The sequence below is a fragment of the Bacteroides sp. An269 genome (genome assembly GCF_002159755.1).
Classification (GTDB): domain Bacteria; phylum Bacteroidota; class Bacteroidia; order Bacteroidales; family Bacteroidaceae; genus Phocaeicola; species Phocaeicola intestinalis.
Genome location: NZ_NFJG01000013.1, coordinates 34,503 through 51,121, shown reverse-complemented (window position 1 = coordinate 51,121; position 16,619 = coordinate 34,503). Strand labels below are relative to the sequence as shown.

12 protein-coding genes and 1 pseudogene are annotated in these 16,619 nt (G+C 44.2%); 3 read left to right on the top strand and 10 right to left on the bottom strand.

Going from position 1 to position 16,619, the window contains the following annotated elements; genetic code table 11:
- Positions 1-201: 201 nt before the first annotated feature.
- The 3 genes and pseudogenes from B5F71_RS04605 to B5F71_RS04595 all read right to left on the bottom strand — a co-directional run.
- Positions 202-1,275 (bottom strand): DNA methyltransferase, encoded by a 1,074-nt coding sequence (locus B5F71_RS04605; protein ID WP_158098035.1) that lies wholly within the window; start codon positions 1,273-1,275, stop codon positions 202-204.
- A 167-nt stretch (positions 1,276-1,442) separates the two neighbouring features.
- Positions 1,443-2,186, bottom strand: a complete 744-nt coding sequence (locus tag B5F71_RS04600) for a hypothetical protein (protein ID WP_087208018.1) — start codon at positions 2,184-2,186, stop codon at positions 1,443-1,445.
- Positions 2,187-2,251: 65 nt separating this feature from the next.
- Positions 2,252-2,413, bottom strand: a pseudogene (locus tag B5F71_RS04595) (DNA adenine methylase); the annotation flags it as partial.
- A gap of 218 nt (positions 2,414-2,631) precedes the next feature.
- On the opposite strand from B5F71_RS04595, the gene typA reads away from it, so the two are divergent.
- The gene (gene typA, locus B5F71_RS04590; protein WP_022038992.1) at positions 2,632-4,437 is read left to right on the top strand and encodes a translational GTPase TypA; all 1,806 of its coding nucleotides are present in this window, start codon (positions 2,632-2,634) and stop codon (positions 4,435-4,437) included.
- A gap of 129 nt (positions 4,438-4,566) precedes the next feature.
- Here typA and B5F71_RS04585 read toward each other — a convergent pair whose 3' ends face one another.
- The 6 genes from B5F71_RS04585 to B5F71_RS04560 all read right to left on the bottom strand — a co-directional run bounded on the left by B5F71_RS04585 (position 4,567) and on the right by B5F71_RS04560 (position 11,958).
- Positions 4,567-7,107, bottom strand: coding sequence for a glycoside hydrolase family 9 protein (locus B5F71_RS04585; RefSeq protein WP_087208014.1), 2,541 nt, complete (start codon positions 7,105-7,107; stop codon positions 4,567-4,569).
- A 180-nt stretch (positions 7,108-7,287) separates the two neighbouring features.
- Positions 7,288-8,232 carry a glycosyltransferase family 2 protein gene (locus B5F71_RS04580; RefSeq protein WP_087208012.1) on the bottom strand — a complete coding sequence of 315 codons (945 nt, stop codon included), beginning with the start codon at positions 8,230-8,232 and terminating at the stop codon, positions 7,288-7,290.
- 4 nt (positions 8,233-8,236) lie between these two features.
- Positions 8,237-8,614 carry a GtrA family protein gene (locus tag B5F71_RS04575; protein ID WP_022038995.1) on the bottom strand — a complete coding sequence of 126 codons (378 nt, stop codon included), beginning with the start codon at positions 8,612-8,614 and terminating at the stop codon, positions 8,237-8,239.
- Entirely contained in the window at positions 8,611-10,323 is a 1,713-nt protein-coding gene (locus B5F71_RS04570) for a glycosyltransferase family 39 protein (RefSeq protein ID WP_087208028.1), read from the bottom strand. The genes B5F71_RS04575 and B5F71_RS04570 overlap by 4 nt, the downstream gene beginning before the upstream one ends.
- A gap of 5 nt (positions 10,324-10,328) precedes the next feature.
- Positions 10,329-11,045: a glycosyltransferase gene (locus tag B5F71_RS04565; RefSeq protein WP_087208010.1), complete on the bottom strand. Its 717-nt coding sequence runs from the start codon at positions 11,043-11,045 to the stop codon at positions 10,329-10,331.
- Entirely contained in the window at positions 11,035-11,958 is a 924-nt protein-coding gene (locus tag B5F71_RS04560) for a lysophospholipid acyltransferase family protein (protein ID WP_087208008.1), read from the bottom strand. The genes B5F71_RS04565 and B5F71_RS04560 overlap by 11 nt, the downstream gene beginning before the upstream one ends.
- A gap of 262 nt (positions 11,959-12,220) precedes the next feature.
- Here B5F71_RS04560 and B5F71_RS04555 point away from each other — a divergent pair, with 262 nt between their 5' ends.
- Positions 12,221-14,053 (top strand): ABC transporter ATP-binding protein, encoded by a 1,833-nt coding sequence (locus B5F71_RS04555; RefSeq protein WP_022038999.1) that lies wholly within the window; start codon positions 12,221-12,223, stop codon positions 14,051-14,053.
- 326 nt (positions 14,054-14,379) lie between these two features.
- The gene (locus tag B5F71_RS04550; RefSeq protein WP_022039000.1) at positions 14,380-15,645 is read left to right on the top strand and encodes a glycosyltransferase family 4 protein; all 1,266 of its coding nucleotides are present in this window, start codon (positions 14,380-14,382) and stop codon (positions 15,643-15,645) included.
- 166 nt (positions 15,646-15,811) lie between these two features.
- On the opposite strand, the gene B5F71_RS04545 is transcribed toward B5F71_RS04550, so the two are convergent.
- Positions 15,812-16,618: a glycosyltransferase gene (locus B5F71_RS04545; protein WP_087208006.1), complete on the bottom strand. Its 807-nt coding sequence runs from the start codon at positions 16,616-16,618 to the stop codon at positions 15,812-15,814.
- Position 16,619: the final 1 nt, after the last annotated feature.

Sequence of the window (16,619 nt, the reverse complement as noted above, 5' to 3'; positions counted from 1 at the left end):
GATGACCCTGATTCCGGGCTTCCACCGCCTTCCTCCGCCCTTTCCGCTACGCTCCAAGGACGGAGGAAGGCGGTGGCGGAGTTGCACTTCTAACTTGACGGTGGGCTATACAAAACAATTTAATCCTACAGCTATAAAAATACAAAACATAAACCAACAAAAAGTCTCCTAATAAATGATGCAAAATTTGTACTTCCGCAATTAAAAAGGCAAATCACCATAACACGTATCATCTTCACCGACAGATGTAATGCCGATGCTGTCCAAAAGGGCGATGTCTTTAATCTTTTTGCGGAATTGCATAAGTACAGATATTTGCTCGATTTCTCTTTTTCGATTTTGGCTAAGAATTAAATATTCTTTCTCTTTGTCAATACCCAAGAAACGTCTTCCAAGAAGATTGGCAGCGATGCCAGTGGTACTGCTACCGGTAAAAGGGTCTAGAATCCATGCGCCGCTGTGGGTAGATGCCAGAACAATACGCGACAACACTGCCAACGGTTTCTGAGTCGGATGTTTGCCACATGTCTTTTCCCATCGGGCAATGGCTGGCAAATGCCATACGTCTGTCATTTGCTTGCCGCTGTTAATTTGTTTCATTACATCATAGTTATAACAGTGAGGTACTTTTGCCGACTTACGTGCCCAAATGATAAACTCCGTTGAATGAGTAAAATAACGGCATGAAATATTAGGAGGAGGATTCGTTTTTGCCCAAGTGATTACGTTTAGAATTTTGAAGCCTTGCTCCGTCAGAATATTGGCGATAGAAAAAATATTATGGTATGTGCCACTGACCCATATCGTACCATTGTCTTTCAACTTCTGCCGGCACTCGTTTATCCATGCCCTGTTGAATGCATCCATGTATTCCGGCGTTCCGCCCTTGTCCCATTCGCCCTTGTCCACACAGACCACCTTACCGCTTTGCACACTTATACCTCCATTGCTAAGGAAGTAAGGCGGGTCGGCAAATATCATGTCGAACTTGAAACTGAATTGCTTCAACAGTTCGATGCAATCGCCGTGGAGGAGGGTGAAGGTGCGGTCAGGGGAACGGAAATAAGGAGATATGAGGCTATTTGAAGAAGGAAAATAATCTATTGAAGGATCATTCCTTTCACAAATATCTACCTCTATAAAATCAGAAGCATCGAGTATAATCTTCTCATTCTCATATAAACCTTTTACAATCCTATACGCTTCTTCTACGGATGAAGATTGGACGGCTATTTGCTTTGATAATGTTTCTGTTATTTCAAAGTTGTATTCCATTATATATTCATATTTGGAATACAAAAGAATATCAAAAAACATTCATAGAGGACAAAAGATCTTTATATAACTCTTTTGATCAGAAAAGATCATTTGGAGTAGGTGCTTTAATTCTATATTTCAGGCATTTGCGAATTTATTGATTTTACATCATGTTAAAAAGTGATCTATATAAAGATTGGATTTTTCTGGTTCTCAATGGTCTGATTATATAGTTTATTTAATGCATCATAACTTAAAAACTTTACCCTTTTATTATTAACCAATTCTTTGAATGCTCCATAGTGTAATTTCTTATCAAACTCATTCATGCGTTTATTATCAGCCACAATGAACATCTTACTATAAAAATCTTGTAAATCAAAAAATTTAAGAAGAGAGTTTTGTATATCTGTAGAATGTTCCACTTCAAAAAAAGCACATGGCATTTTTCGTTCATTAAACCAAATAACATCTATGGTTGAACTTCTATGAACTAATTCCGGAAAAGAGAAATGAGGTATAGCATTAAGTGTACGGATATCTTTTAATGTACCACTTGCATATTTTTTATTCTTATCTTGTTCAGGCACATACGTAAAAAACTTTCGGCAATTACCGATTTCTAACAAGAGACCTTGATAATACGAATGATTAAAATCTTTCATTATTGTCGAGTCTGTATTATGTTCATTTTCGACAATAAAACCATTAGCTTCAAGTTCCTTTTGACAGGAGATTAAAGCCCATAATCCCGGCTTTATCTTGTATATTTCTTTACGTTCCTGTACTATTCTTCTTATACTTGCAAATGGTGTTTTAGTATTCCATTGGCAGTCTTCTATTTTAAAAACCTCTTGATAAAGTTGTCCAAGGGTCGCAATTCCTCCTAAACGCTTTAGTGTTTCAATAACAGCCTCATACTGTTTCATAAGAATGTATTGGATTAAAATTTATGTCATTGATTATATTAGGTTAGGAAGTTAATGTATTATCCAAATAACACGGCACCTCCTCCCACAAAAGGTTCTACATAAACGATGTCCTTCTTTTGTGAAAAGTCCGATGGTAAAGAACGTCTTATATCTTCCAGAAGTTGTGTCTTTCCACCTACCCACTTCACAAAAGGTTTTGCAGATGTATATGTTTTACTATGCATATTCAGTATAATTATAACTTACAGCACAAAGATATAAAATCTATTTGAGGTAAGCTAATATCCATAATTATTCTTGCAGAGCAAATTAACAATACAAACAGAGCAAATTTAATCCTCCAATCATAAAAATACAAAATATAAACTTAACAAATACACTTGAATTGATTCGAATAATTTGCGGAAAAATAGTAACTTTGCACCCAAATAATAGGTATAGTATGCAAGACATTAGAAACATTGCCATCATTGCCCACGTCGACCATGGAAAGACGACGCTGGTAGACAAGATGATGCTGGCGGGACACCTGTTCCGCAACGACCAGACCAATGGCGAACTGGTGCTGGACAACAACGACTTGGAACGTGAAAGAGGGATAACCATCCTTTCGAAGAATGTATCTATCAACTATAAGGGTACGAAAATCAATATCATCGATACGCCGGGACACGCCGATTTCGGTGGTGAAGTGGAACGTGTATTGAATATGGCAGACGGATGTATCCTGCTGGTAGACGCTTTCGAAGGCCCGATGCCGCAGACACGCTTCGTGCTGCAAAAGGCATTGCAAATCGGATTGAAACCCATCGTAGTAGTGAACAAGGTGGACAAACCGAATTGCCGTCCTGAAGAAGTATACGAAATGGTGTTCGACCTGATGTTCAGCCTCAACGCAACGGAAGACCAGCTGGATTTCCCCGTGCTCTATGGCTCGGCAAAAAACAACTGGATGGGTGAAGACTGGAAAACGCCTACCGGTACCATTGAACCGCTACTGGATGCCATCGTAAAATATATCCCAGCCCCCAAGCAACTGGAAGGCACACCACAGATGCTCATCACCTCGCTCGACTATTCTTCATACACAGGGCGTATCGCCGTAGGACGCGTGCATCGCGGAACTATCAGCGAAGGCATGAACATCACGCTGGCAAAACGTGACGGACAGATGCTGAAATCGAAAATCAAGGAAGTGCATACATTTGAAGGACTGGGACGCAAGAAAGTGCAATCGGTCTCATCGGGTGACATCTGTGCTATCATCGGCATAGAAGGATTCGAAATCGGTGATACCATCTGCGACTTCGAAAATCCGGAGCCACTGCCCCCTATTGCCATCGATGAGCCTACGATGAGCATGTTGTTTACCATCAACGACTCTCCTTTCTTCGGGAAAGAAGGCAAATATGTGACTTCTCGCCACATACAAGACCGCCTGATGAAAGAGTTGGACAAGAACCTTGCCCTGCGCGTCCGCAAGACCGAGAATGAAGACGGCAAATGGATTGTATCGGGACGTGGTGTACTGCACCTTTCAGTACTGATTGAAACCATGCGCCGCGAAGGCTACGAGTTGCAGGTAGGCCAGCCACAGGTTATTTACAAAGAGATAGACGGGGTACGTTGCGAACCGATTGAAGAACTTACCATCAGCGTTCCCGAAGAATTTGCCAGCAAGATGATTGACATGGTGACCCGCCGTAAAGGTGAAATGGTTTCGATGGAAACGCAAGGCGACCGTGTGAACATCGAGTTTGATATGCCATCGCGCGGTATTATCGGATTGCGTACCAACGTATTGACTGCATCGCAAGGAGAAGCCATCATGGCACACCGATTCAAGGAATACCAACCCTACAAGGGAGATATTCCCCGCCGTACCAACGGATCGATGATTGCCATGGAGAGCGGGACTGCCTTCGCGTATGCCATTGACAAGCTGCAAGACCGCGGCCGCTTCTTCATCTATCCGCAGGAAGAAGTATATGCCGGACAAGTAGTAGGCGAACACGTACACGAAAACGACCTGGTGGTAAATGTCACGAAATCGAAAAAGCTGACCAACATGCGTGCATCGGGTTCGGACGACAAGGCACGCATCATTCCACCGGTGGTATTCTCGCTGGAAGAAGCACTGGAATACATCAAGGAAGACGAATACGTGGAAGTAACCCCCAAAAGCATGCGTATGCGTAAAATCATCCTCGACGAGACCGAACGCAAACGTGCGAACAAAAATAATTGATACTCTATATTTTAATCAATGCAAAGGTGCGAAAGCGCTATGATTTTACAAGTCACAGCACTTTCGCGTCTTTGCATTGATTATCATGAATACTACACCTCTATACAATCTACTTTCAAGACAGATTTTTTATTTTTTCTCCTCAACAATATGCTTGAAAGCCAAGCCAAAGATAATGTATTGCGTGTTGCCAGCAATAGTCCCCTCATTCTGCCCCCACAGGAAGGGCCAATCATCAAAGTTCTCAAAATGGTCGGGCTTACGGAAAAGCACTCCGGGAGCTACATTGCCTGGTATGAATGAGAAGTCGGCACGATTATTTCCATAAAAGACCAACTTCGGACGGGCAGCTCCTACTGCGGCAACAAATGAATAATTATGGTAGGGATGGCATCCGAAAAGCCAGTTAGCAGCACGATATACTTCATCCTTAGCTACTATGTCAGGATAATACAGATGCGCGAAGCACACTGTTGTGCCAAAACCGAGCAACGGACCGATTCCCGCCCAGTTGCCTGTACCGATAGGCACACCATACGGATTCTGCCGGTCGAAATCTTGAATATACGTTGCATATTGCTCTACATAAGGACGTAACTGCTTGCGATAATCTTCATTCATATAAGGAATAGCATCAAGGGCTGTCTGAAGACTGAACCTCAAGTTCCGGTCTAATTCCTTCCATATCTCTTTTTCAAATACATCCAAATATTCCTTTTCCTGAGTAGCGATATAAAGTTGCAAATTGGTAGCAGCTATGCCGCCCAGTCCTGTACGCGCATTGTTCCGCTTGGATTCGGTACGCTGGCTCAAAAGCTCTTCGGCTTCCTTCATCAGACGCTTCGATTGCTTCAGTGCCCGTGCTGCAAGGCTGTCATTATGACCTTCCAATGCATGAGCTGCCGCAGCAAACATTGTCGCGGCACGCATATCAAGCCGGGGATTACGGGTCGTAAAAGCCCACATATCATCGGGAGTACCGCTCCGCTTCCCATCCGCAGATACTTCATAAGGCTTGAGTGAGGGGTCATAATGCAATCCGTCAGTAATGGATGCGGCATCTCCCAAGTGATGATAATTATCAAGCACTGAGTTCGACAACGTAGAAGCCATGTGTCCTATCTGCTCTGCCTGCGCTACCAGATTCAATACACCGTGTTCAATGTATTGCAGAATGTCGGGAGTTCCATCGGGACGGTGCAGGTCGACATAACGCTGCGTTTCGCTCACAAAGGTTTCATCACGTAACGGCTTGAAAAGCTCCCATACACGAATCAGATTCTCTACCACATTGATATTCGCGCCAGTCTCGATATCGAAATCTCCGGCATCAAAGAACCCACCGACATTCAAGCCCGGAATGAGTTCCAATGGCTTGTATTTTGTATCAGCTGCACTCCCCTGGTAATGCAGGTCGAAATGATCACTTGGCGGAGCCTGCAAGTATCCTTCCTTGAACGGTTCTCCATGCCATACACGATAGCCTTCGTTTACAAACATATGATTCATATGAATGGGTACCCATATATCTGTGGTAGCATCGGTAATCTTGTCGTATACCTTCGTATCTATCAGGAAATTATTGGTTTTCACGGTATCATACTGAATGTAATAAATACCAGGTTCCTTTACCTCCGAAAAATCAAACTTCACATAATTATACTTATAATAAGGTCCCCAAACATCAACTCTCCCCTCGTAAGCTTTCGAAATCGTCCCGTCCTTGTTGATACGCATCAGTTCAGCGGTGGCTTCCGGCACATCGCGCTTGTCCAACTCAATAACACTGACTTTCGGCTGCTCTGGCATGTAACCCACCTGACAGAATCCGATATTGGGCTTCCTTATCCATCCCTCAACGGCATGAGGCTCTACAATCCAACTTACTACCTTACCCGTTTTACCTTGAGGCAGGACACTGCGGAGCACGAACCAGCCATTCTGAGCCAACATCCTCCCATCGTAAAGCTTCAGTTCCGCATCATTGCTACGAATACTGATCATACGTTCCGGGTCATCCATTGCCATCGTAATGCTGTGTCCAGTTTCAAGTGGAAGAGGGTCTACGAAACATCCTGTACCGCGGTCATCATAAGTCTTGAATCCTTTAAACTGCCGAGGTTTCTCGCTATTGGGGCGGGCAACAGTCTGGCTGGTAGCATAACGCGGGAACCGATTCAAACGGCCATCCATCGTAAATGTCTTCAGCCAATATCTTGACGGAAGAAACTCCAGGTTCAACCCCGCATTGCCCACAAGCTTTTCGGGCACAGGCTTATCAAGCCATACAGCTATCTCTACCGCTTCACCTTTGGCTGTAACCACAATCCGGCTATCAAAATCATAGTCATCGTAGCGCAAGCCTACTTCAATGCTTCCTTGCTCACGGTCCACCTTCCGAAAAGTCATCTTTGGCACCAAGTCCCATTGCTCGGGAGTATTATTCAAGCGGACAGCCCCCCCTTGAATGGCGCGAATGCCATGCTGGATAATTTCAATGCCTGAGTTCTTCTCGTCATTGAATCCACCATTAAAACTATTACTGAAAACCAGCACATTGACTCCTTGCCGCTCAAAATAACAGCTATCATTCAACCGCAAGTCCTGTGCTTGCGAAAAAGACGCTGCCATGAGCCCCATAACCCATAACAAATTCTTGTTGTTTTTCATATTACTAAACAAATTACAAATTTATTATTAGAGCCTAAGATTTACCGGAAGTTTAAGTGTGCACAGCTACATTTTCGCAACATTAACAAATGAAGCGCCCCATCGGTCAATCATTCAATGACAAGCTAAACATATCGGGACACAGAGGCACAGATTTTTTCTCTGTATCATTGTCTTCATTCATTTCAGCCGCTCAGTGGTCTGCTCGATGAAATAACGCGGACGTTGTTTTACTTCTTTGTATATCTTGCCCACATATTCGCCTATGATACCGCACGCCAATAGAATAGCTCCACCGATGAACCACACCGATACCAGAAGAGAAGTCCAGCCGGGCAAGGCACTGCCTTCGGCATACGAGCAGAGTCCGTAAAAAATGGCAAGTATGGCTATCAGCATAAAAAACAATCCCAGATAAGTGATGTAACGCAACGGACGCACCGAGAAAGACGTAATGCCATCGAGTGCAAAGCTAATCATTTTCTTCAGCGGATACTTCGACTCTCCGGCAAAACGTTCCTTGCGGTCGTAATATACCAGTGCCGAAGGAAAGCCCAGTGATGAAACCATACCCCGCAAAAACAAATTACGCTCCGGAAACGATACCAATGCCTGCAAAGTACGCCGGCTCATCAGACGAAAGTCGGCATGATTGTACACAATCTCACCTCCCAAGCCACGCATCAGCCGATAGAAAGCCAGCGCCGTATGCTTCTTGAAGAACGTATCGGTCTTCCGCTCGCGACGCACACCGTACACGATATCTATACCTTTATTATAATAATCCACCATTGTGCCGATGGCTTCTACATCGTCTTGCAGGTCGGCATCTATAGACACGGCAGCATCGGCATGTGCCGATGCCCATTCCAGCCCTGCCCACAAGGCATGCTGATGTCCCACATTGTGAGCCAGCTTCAATCCTTCCACATACGGATTCTCTTCGGCATACTTCTGTATCAGCCCCCACGTAGCATCCTTACTCCCGTCATCTACGTACAGAATCATCCCATGCCCGATGACCCCACGCTCTAATAAACCGTCGAGCACGCGTGAAAGCTGGTAAGTAGTTTCGGGCAACACAGCCTCCTCATTGTAACAAGGAACGATTATCACAAACTTCATAGCATTATCTTTTATGTTTGAAAACAAATCGAACTAACAGAAAATTGACCGGTATAGCAATAGCAAACACAGGTAATGGTGCCCATGCCTTCGAAATGCCAACATACAGAAAAATATTCAGCAACACGATGTGAAGCAAGTAATTGACGCCGTGTGCCACCCCCATCCCGAACAGCTTCTTCCACGAAGGCACCGAGGCAAAAGTGAAATAAGCCGTAGCATAGAAATTGGCAACAAACGACAACACATACCCCACAGTATATGCCACATTGACATTGATAAACCGCTGTAACAGGTAATAGATGCCATAATGCAACGCCGTAGCCCCTACACCTACTATCCCGAAGCGGAAAATTTCACCATATAAATGCCTTTGCTTCATTGACCAACCTTCCTGAACTGATACAGTTGTACTACCTTATGGTCATCACAACTCCGGTGGCGACTGTCGTACACCTGCCTGATTTCGTATGCCGGATAAGCCTCGCGGAAAGCTTCCACATCCGATTCACCTACCACCAGATAACCCGCATCGGGCAAAAACACATCAAAAGGCACGATACGGTCGCCCAAATAAAAATTGATGGTAAACGGATGGGTACGATTGGCGGTATACACATCCGTGCGATACGAATACAACCTTCCCTGCGGCACAACGGTTGCAATATAGTCGGCAACAGGCTTGTCCGACTTCACATTCAGCACCGTAGGCTGGTAAAAACCGTCCAAGGCAAAAAAGAGGGTGAAAACAATGCCCACTGTGGCATACAGCAAAGTCCATCCACTCTTCTTCCTCACCCGGAAGAAAATGCCTACCGCCACCAGTGGCAACAACAGAACAATCCATTTCAACCCGATAGAAGTCTGCTCCAAGGCATGCATAAAGGCAATATTCTCTGCCGCATGCTTACCCGAAAATACCGTATCGGGCACCATGCCGCAACGTACCGCCACAAATACCAGAAACAACAAAATAGACAAACCGCCCATAATACCTCCGAATGACACAAGAACACGGCGATGATGACGCACCAGATAAATCATGTATTCGGCAAGGAAATAGGCTATGAACGGATAAATGGGCAACAGATACACACTGCGCTTGCTCTTCGGTATACAATAGAACACAAAGATAATCGCAATGCTGAGCAACGAAAACAGGCGTGCATCGTCCATATTACGGACATACGTCTTAAGACGCGCCCACCATCCGGCAGGTTTTGCCTGAATGCGCCTATAACGCAAACAGAACAAAGATATCAGTACCAGCAACGTGTAAGGCACATAACCCGCAAAGACAGTAATGAAATTATAATACCACGGATTGACATGCGAATCATACGACATCTTTCCCAAAAAGCGCAACACATTCTCTTCCAATACCAACTGAAGAAAGCGGTCGCCTCCCTGCCGGTAAGCAGCCACATACCAGCATGCCGGAAGCACGCACGAAAGCAACACAATGCCCAAAAAAGAAAAGAAGATGCGCCAGAAATTCATTCCCCTTATCCACAAGAACACCGCCACCACCAGGCAGGGCAACAACACACCTACCGGTCCTTTTGTGAGGAAAGCTCCACTCAGACAGAGCACACCCAGCCAGGGCACTCCTTTCAACCGTTTTTCGCCCCACCGGTATAACTGGTAAAGTGCCAGCACCATCAGTGCTGAAAGCACCATGTCCACCCGACAATTCGTACCGGCACGGTGCATCTCAAAGTTAGTAAGCGTGAGCAGTCCCATCAGAAAAGCCACTTCCGCCCCTCTGCGCCGGGCATAAAACCCGTACCCGGCAAGCACCATCACGGCAAGTGCCAATGCCGAAGGCATACGGGAAGTATATTCGGTCACCGCTCCGGTCACGGTAGAAAATGCAGCAATCATCCAGTGGAACAAAGGTGGCTTGAAAGCCAGCTCCACCCCATTGTTTATGGGAAGAATCCAATTTTCTTCCTTCAACATCGAAAGCGCCACTACTGCCTCACGTGGCTCACCACGTGTATTGAAAAACGCCTCTCCGATAAACAAGAAAAGCGAACAGATACACACCACTGCCAATATCCATACGTAATGACCTTGAATACGTTTCATTTCTTTCATCGTTTAAACAAATAATATCTTATTGCGTTACATATATGCTTGACGGCACGTTCCATCTTGCGTCCCAGCTTATGTGTCCGCCAACTTCCGTACAAACGATGTACTCCGAAAGCCTCCGGACTGTGATTATAATGGTTGCAGGGCGAAAGCCAAAACGTAGGATACACGGTCAGCCCTTCCAGATGTTGCTCCTCTTCCCTGCATACATAACCACGCTTCATAGCTATTTCTTTCATAATCATCGGCGAAATGGTCTGGTCGAACGAACCATCGGGATGTACAAAATCATGCGTACGGTAATATTCGAACACTTCCTTGCAGAAACTGTTCCCTTTTTCGCCTATAAAGAATGCCGCCTGCAGCCCGAAGTCATCCGGTTGCTCCATCCAGCATTCATTGAAGGTGGTACATCCCTCCCCTTCTTTGGGCACAAAGCGGTCGAAACGTTTACGCAAGAAGATATCGCTATCCATGTACACCCCCCCTTCGTGATACACCGCGTAAAAGCGTACGCCATCTGCGGCAAAAGCCCATTTTTTCATCGAAAGTGCCTGGTCGATAAAACGGCATCCGATAGCCCGGGCATCTTCATACGTCCATACCCGTATCTGATAATCAGGGAGCAACCGTTTCCAACTGGCAATACATACTTTCACTTCCAGCGGATAGGTTTTATCTCCAAACCAGCACAAATGAATGATTTTAGGAACCATAGTCTTTTCTTTTATTTCCAATTACCTTCAACCATTCCTCTTTCGTACGTTTCCAGCGGTTGTGGCTCCAGAGCCAATAGGCAGGAGCTTCCTTAATCTGCTTTTCCAAGCACTCGGAATACATATCTGTCAGGCGGTATTGCGGCAAGTCATTGGGATGCAGGGTCAGAAGTTTCAACTCTGCATGATAATAGCCACGCTTCACCCTACGGATATCCAAATAATAAACAGCCGCATCCAGCTTTCTGCCGATACGTTCCGTCCCCATAAAAAAAGCAGTATCATGATTCAGAAACGTCGTCCAATGTTCCATTGCCCACCAGCTAGGCGCCTGATCGGCTATAAACCCTATCATAACTTTCTTTTCTCCCTTCCCTAATTTGATAATACGGCGCAAGGTTTCTTTCATCGGAATATTGTCGCCCCCGAACTGCCCACGGAGCCGTAAGAACAGTTGGTCGAACGCTTTGTTATAAAGCGGATGGTAAATCTGTCCGCAATGTATATCCGGAAGCCAGTATTGCATGGAGGCCACATACTCCCAGTTGCAATAATGCCCTAAATATATGAAACAATACTTCTTTTGCTCCCGTTCCAGTTCCTCTTGCACCCGGTCGAGTCCCGAAAAAGACATCCGCCGCATCATCTCTTTCTTCGATATAGAAAACAACTTAATGGTTTCTACCACATAATCGCAGAAGAAATGATAGAACTGCTTTTCAATACGGAGAATTTCCGGCTCACTCTTCTCCGGAAACGATGCCTTCAGGTTACTGTGGACAATGTGCCTCCGGTAGCGGATACAATAAAACAAGGGCAGATACAAAATATCAGACACGACATACAGCACCCTCAAAGGGAGCAACGAAAGCACGTACCACGAGGCAAAGACTATATAATATACAAATTTCATTCCATCATTGGCTTTGGTTGTTCAATTCAATGCACAAAAATACAAATATTACCCTAAAGCGACTTGTTTCAAGAATGAAAAAATGACAAAAGCATTAATTTATAGCCTACTTTCCGATAAAAGGCTTCGTTTTATGTCCTCGCATAGGATAGGATCCTGCCGAAAAGCCGCAAATGGGATTTTACTCCAAAATTTTGCTTCAAGCATATTGAATTACGGGAAATAACACTATCTTTGCAATTCACAAACAATCCGTTCCTTTATGAAAGAGTTTTTCCAGATGATGCGGCGGTTCATCTCGCCTTATAAAAGATATGTGGCTGGTGCGGTGATGCTGAACATCCTTTCCGCTATCTTCAACGTGTTTTCTTTCTCCCTGCTTATCCCGATACTGAATATCTTGTTCAAGACGGGGGGAAGCGGCCAGGAGTATCACTTCATGCCGTGGGGAAGTGCTGACATCAAGGACGTGGCGGTCAACAACTTCTATTACTACGCCTCCCAACTGATTGAAACATTCGGTCCTTCGACCACCCTCCTGTGGCTGGGATTGTTCCTCGCCGGAATGACCTTGCTGAAGACAGCATGCTACTTCGGCTCTACAGCTGTGATGGTTCCTTTGCGCACAGGCGTAGTGCGTGACATCCGTATTCTGGTATATACCAAAGTAATGCACCTGCCTCTCAGTTTCCTTTCCGATGAGCGAAAGGGAGACATCATCGCTCGCATGAGCGGCGATGTAGGCGAAATCGAGAACTCCATCACAAGCTCGCTCGACATGCTGCTGAAGAATCCGATACTTATCGTTTCCTATTTCGCCACCCTGCTGGTTACCAGCTGGCAACTTACACTCTTTACCATCATTGTGCTTCCGGCAATGGGTTGGGTAATGGGGCGGGTAGGCCGCAAGCTGAAACGCCAGTCGCTGGATGCCCAGAATAAATGGAGCGAAACGATGTCGCAACTGGAAGAGACACTGGGCGGAATGCGCATCATCAAGGCATTTATAGCCGAAGACAAGATGATAAACCGCTTCGTGAAATGCAGCAATGAGTTCCGGGACGCCACCAGCCGCGTAGCCATGCGCCAGAGCCTTGCCCATCCGATGAGCGAATTTCTGGGCACGGTACTCATCGTGCTGGTGCTGTGGTTCGGCGGAACGCTTATCCTGAGCGATACCTCACCTATTGACGCACCCACGTTCATCTTCTACATGGTCATCCTATACAGCATCATCAATCCACTGAAAGACTTTTCGAAAGCGAGCTACAACATTCCGAAGGGACTTGCCTCGATGGAGCGTGTGGACAAGATACTGAAGGCAGAAAACCCTATCAAAGAACGTCCCGATGCCGAACCTATCAGCGAACTGAATGACGGGCTGGAGTTCCGCCACATCTCGTTCAGCTACGGCACCCATGAAGTGCTTCACGACGTAAGCCTCAGCGTGAAAAAAGGCGAGACCATTGCACTTGTAGGACAAAGTGGTTCCGGCAAATCGACACTGGTCGACCTCGTACCCCGTTTCCACGATGTCCAGTCGGGCGAAATACTGATAGACGGAAAGAACATTAAAGGACTGAAAGTGAAAGACCTGCGAAGCCTGATAGGCAACGTAAACCAGGAAGCCATCTTGTTCAACGACAGTTTCTACAACAACATTACTTTCGGGGTAGACAACGCCACAATGGAAGAGGTGATAGCCGCCGCCAAGGTGGCAAACGCCCACGAATTCATCATGGAGAGCGAGCAAGGTTATGATACCAACATCGGAGACCGCGGATGCAAACTTTCGGGAGGGCAGCGCCAACGCATCTCTATCGCCCGTGCCATTCTGAAAAACCCTGCTATCCTGATACTGGACGAAGCAACATCAGCACTTGATACCGAAAGCGAACGCCTGGTGCAAGAGGCTCTGGAACGGCTGATGAAGACCCGCACGACAATCGCCATCGCCCATCGTCTCTCTACCATCAAGAACGCCGACCGCATCTACGTGCTCTACGAAGGCCGCATTGTGGAATGCGGCAAGCATGAGGAACTGCTCCAGAAAAACGGCTATTACAAGCGGCTGAACGACATGCAGGCGTTGTAAAAGGAAACAATTCTATATGGGCTACCTGCTAAGAAGAGTTACGGGAAGAATTACATACAAGTAATCTCAATTGGATATTGAATGCAAAATAATCACATCCGGATGCAGTTTTTTTCAAACCCATACATTATAAAAATAAAAGTATTCATTTTAAGTAAGTAAGTAATCAAAATTAAATGATATTATCTTTGAGGAGTTAAGAAGTTAAACCAATATCTATGTGTATACGGCTCTTTGACTTACTATCGGTTAACTCCTAACGGAGTAAAGCGGAGTGATCACCCCTTAACTCCTATAATATAAACTAAATATCAATATCGACTTATATGAAAAAGAAAATAGCATTTGTCGTTGTACGATATGGTTTAGACGTAAACGGGGGAGCAGAATTGCATTGCCGGATGTTAGCGGAAAGATTGGTAGCAAACTATCAAGTAGAAGTCTTGACCACATGCATTCATAGCTACAGCAATCCTACCAATGACTACCCAGAAGGAGAAGAAACAATAAACGGCGTAACCGTACGCCGCTTTAAGACCGACCCCGTCCATATCAAACGGAAATTCCCATTGTGTAACTCACGAATCATCCGTGACATCAGAAGGCTATTGTACAGATTATCGCTTTTAAAGCCAATAGCCAACTATCTACCTATATGGAACATACAAAAGAAGGATGAATTACGGATTTTCCGCAAAAACTTATTCTATTCTTCTTCGTTGTTTTCATATATCCAGTCGCACAAAAACGATTATGATGTATTTATTCCATTGACCATCGATTATCCGGAGACCTATTATACAGCCCTTTATGCTCCAGAAAAGACTTTGGTCATTCCCACCATGCATGAACACAAAAACGCTTTCCGCCCGATACTGACCGAAGTATTTACCAGGGTGGCTTACATTGGTTTCAACATGGAAAGTGAGATGAAATTGGCTGAGAATATCTTTGGCTCTGCAATGTCCCCTCACGGCGTTATCAGCGTAGGCATTAACATTGCCTCTAAGGCAGACTGGGAAGAGACGCAAACAAAATACCGATTGCCCGAAGAATACCTGTTGTACGTAGGCAGGATTGACCCAGGAAAACTTGACAACATTTTCAATTATTTCCTAACATACAAAGCCAAATACAAACAATCCAAGTTGAAGCTGGTATTAGTGGGAAGCAAATTCTTTGATGCTGCACAACATCCCGACATCATTTATACAGGCTTTGTCAATGATAACGAAAAAATCACCATTATCCAACACGCAAAGATTGTCTTGAATCCTTCAAGATATGAAAGCTTATCCCTTATCCTATTGGAAGCACTAAGCCTCGGCAAGGCAATGATGGCAAACGGGAAATGCAACGTGATGAAAGAACACGAAGAAAAAAGCAATCACGCAATCATTATTTACCGTAATAAAAAAGATTTCATCAAACAACTTTACACATTGGACTTTAACAATGCATTAAGAAAAGAAATGGAAGGGAAAGGCATCTCTTATGTACAACAAAACTATAATTGGAGTTTAATCATACAAAGATTAAATCAACAGATTGAATACATCAATAACACAAAACAAAAATCAGGAAAGAGTTAGAAATAGTTTCTTAAAAAACCACCGATCCTCTTAACATGACGTTTCTGTATACACAAGAACAAATCAATCCAATAATAAAGGAACAAACACTTATTCGAACTTAAATGTTCGAATAAGTGCAATAATTTTCCCAATGTCTTAAATGAATAATCCGGATACAAAGCCTTTATGTCCCGAAGTGCCAACTTTCTCTCTTCTCGCCTTGAGAGAGGATTCTTCTGAGAATTCCTAATAAAAAAGCATTCAACCAATTACAAAAAGCAATGGTGACCTTCGCTTTTCTATATTTGATTTCTATTGAAACATTCCTATCCGAAGATATATTCTTTCCGCTATCTCGCCATAGCACTTTAACCAAAGGAATGGTGTATATCCCTTTATCTTGAGCACAGGACATAACAGTCGCATTATCTGAATGAAAAGCCAAATCAAATCCAACAAAACCTTTACACAAACGGAAATGACGAGTATTAAAAATAAACTCAGGCATCCGTGCATCTATTTGAGAAGTATACAGTAATTTAAAAAAATCGATAGAAGAAAGCCTTTCAGGATAATCAGGACACTTACGAATAAGGTTACCATATTCATCAATGATATGGATATTGAAATGATACACATCAAACAAAAGAGAAGTTTCTAAAGACTGATAGAAAGCCTCCACACAACGGGATTCCATCACATCATCATCCGAGAACAAACAGAAATATTCCTCTTCTTGCAACAAATCAAGACATCTATTCCAATGAGCAATCAAATTAGTCTTGCCCAAATTATTAGAAAAACGCGTATAGGAAACAGACAATTTATCTTGAAAACTATCAACAATTTTGCCTAAATCAAAAGGGCTACAATCATCTCCCACATACACATTAAAATCCATATTTGTTTGATTAGCCAAAGACTCTAAAGTTTCAGCTAAAAATTCTTCTTTGTATGCAGGGATAATAATTGCTAACTTAACTTGTTTCATA

Bases quoted from the DNA above. Each gene is read 5' to 3' on its own strand.
- B5F71_RS04605 (WP_158098035.1), bottom strand. From the start codon at position 1,275: ATGGAATACAACTTTGAAATAACAGAAACATTATCAAAGCAAATAGCC.
- B5F71_RS04600 (WP_087208018.1), bottom strand. From the start codon at position 2,186: ATGAAACAGTATGAGGCTGTTATTGAAACACTAAAGCGTTTAGGAGGA.
- typA (WP_022038992.1), top strand. From the start codon at position 2,632: ATGCAAGACATTAGAAACATTGCCATCATTGCCCACGTCGACCATGGA.
- B5F71_RS04585 (WP_087208014.1), bottom strand. From the start codon at position 7,107: ATGAAAAACAACAAGAATTTGTTATGGGTTATGGGGCTCATGGCAGCG.
- B5F71_RS04580 (WP_087208012.1), bottom strand. From the start codon at position 8,232: ATGAAGTTTGTGATAATCGTTCCTTGTTACAATGAGGAGGCTGTGTTG.
- B5F71_RS04575 (WP_022038995.1), bottom strand. From the start codon at position 8,614: ATGAAGCAAAGGCATTTATATGGTGAAATTTTCCGCTTCGGGATAGTA.
- B5F71_RS04570 (WP_087208028.1), bottom strand. From the start codon at position 10,323: ATGAAACGTATTCAAGGTCATTACGTATGGATATTGGCAGTGGTGTGT.
- B5F71_RS04565 (WP_087208010.1), bottom strand. From the start codon at position 11,045: ATGGTTCCTAAAATCATTCATTTGTGCTGGTTTGGAGATAAAACCTAT.
- B5F71_RS04560 (WP_087208008.1), bottom strand. From the start codon at position 11,958: ATGAAATTTGTATATTATATAGTCTTTGCCTCGTGGTACGTGCTTTCG.
- B5F71_RS04555 (WP_022038999.1), top strand. From the start codon at position 12,221: ATGAAAGAGTTTTTCCAGATGATGCGGCGGTTCATCTCGCCTTATAAA.
- B5F71_RS04550 (WP_022039000.1), top strand. From the start codon at position 14,380: ATGAAAAAGAAAATAGCATTTGTCGTTGTACGATATGGTTTAGACGTA.
- B5F71_RS04545 (WP_087208006.1), bottom strand. From the start codon at position 16,618: ATGAAACAAGTTAAGTTAGCAATTATTATCCCTGCATACAAAGAAGAA.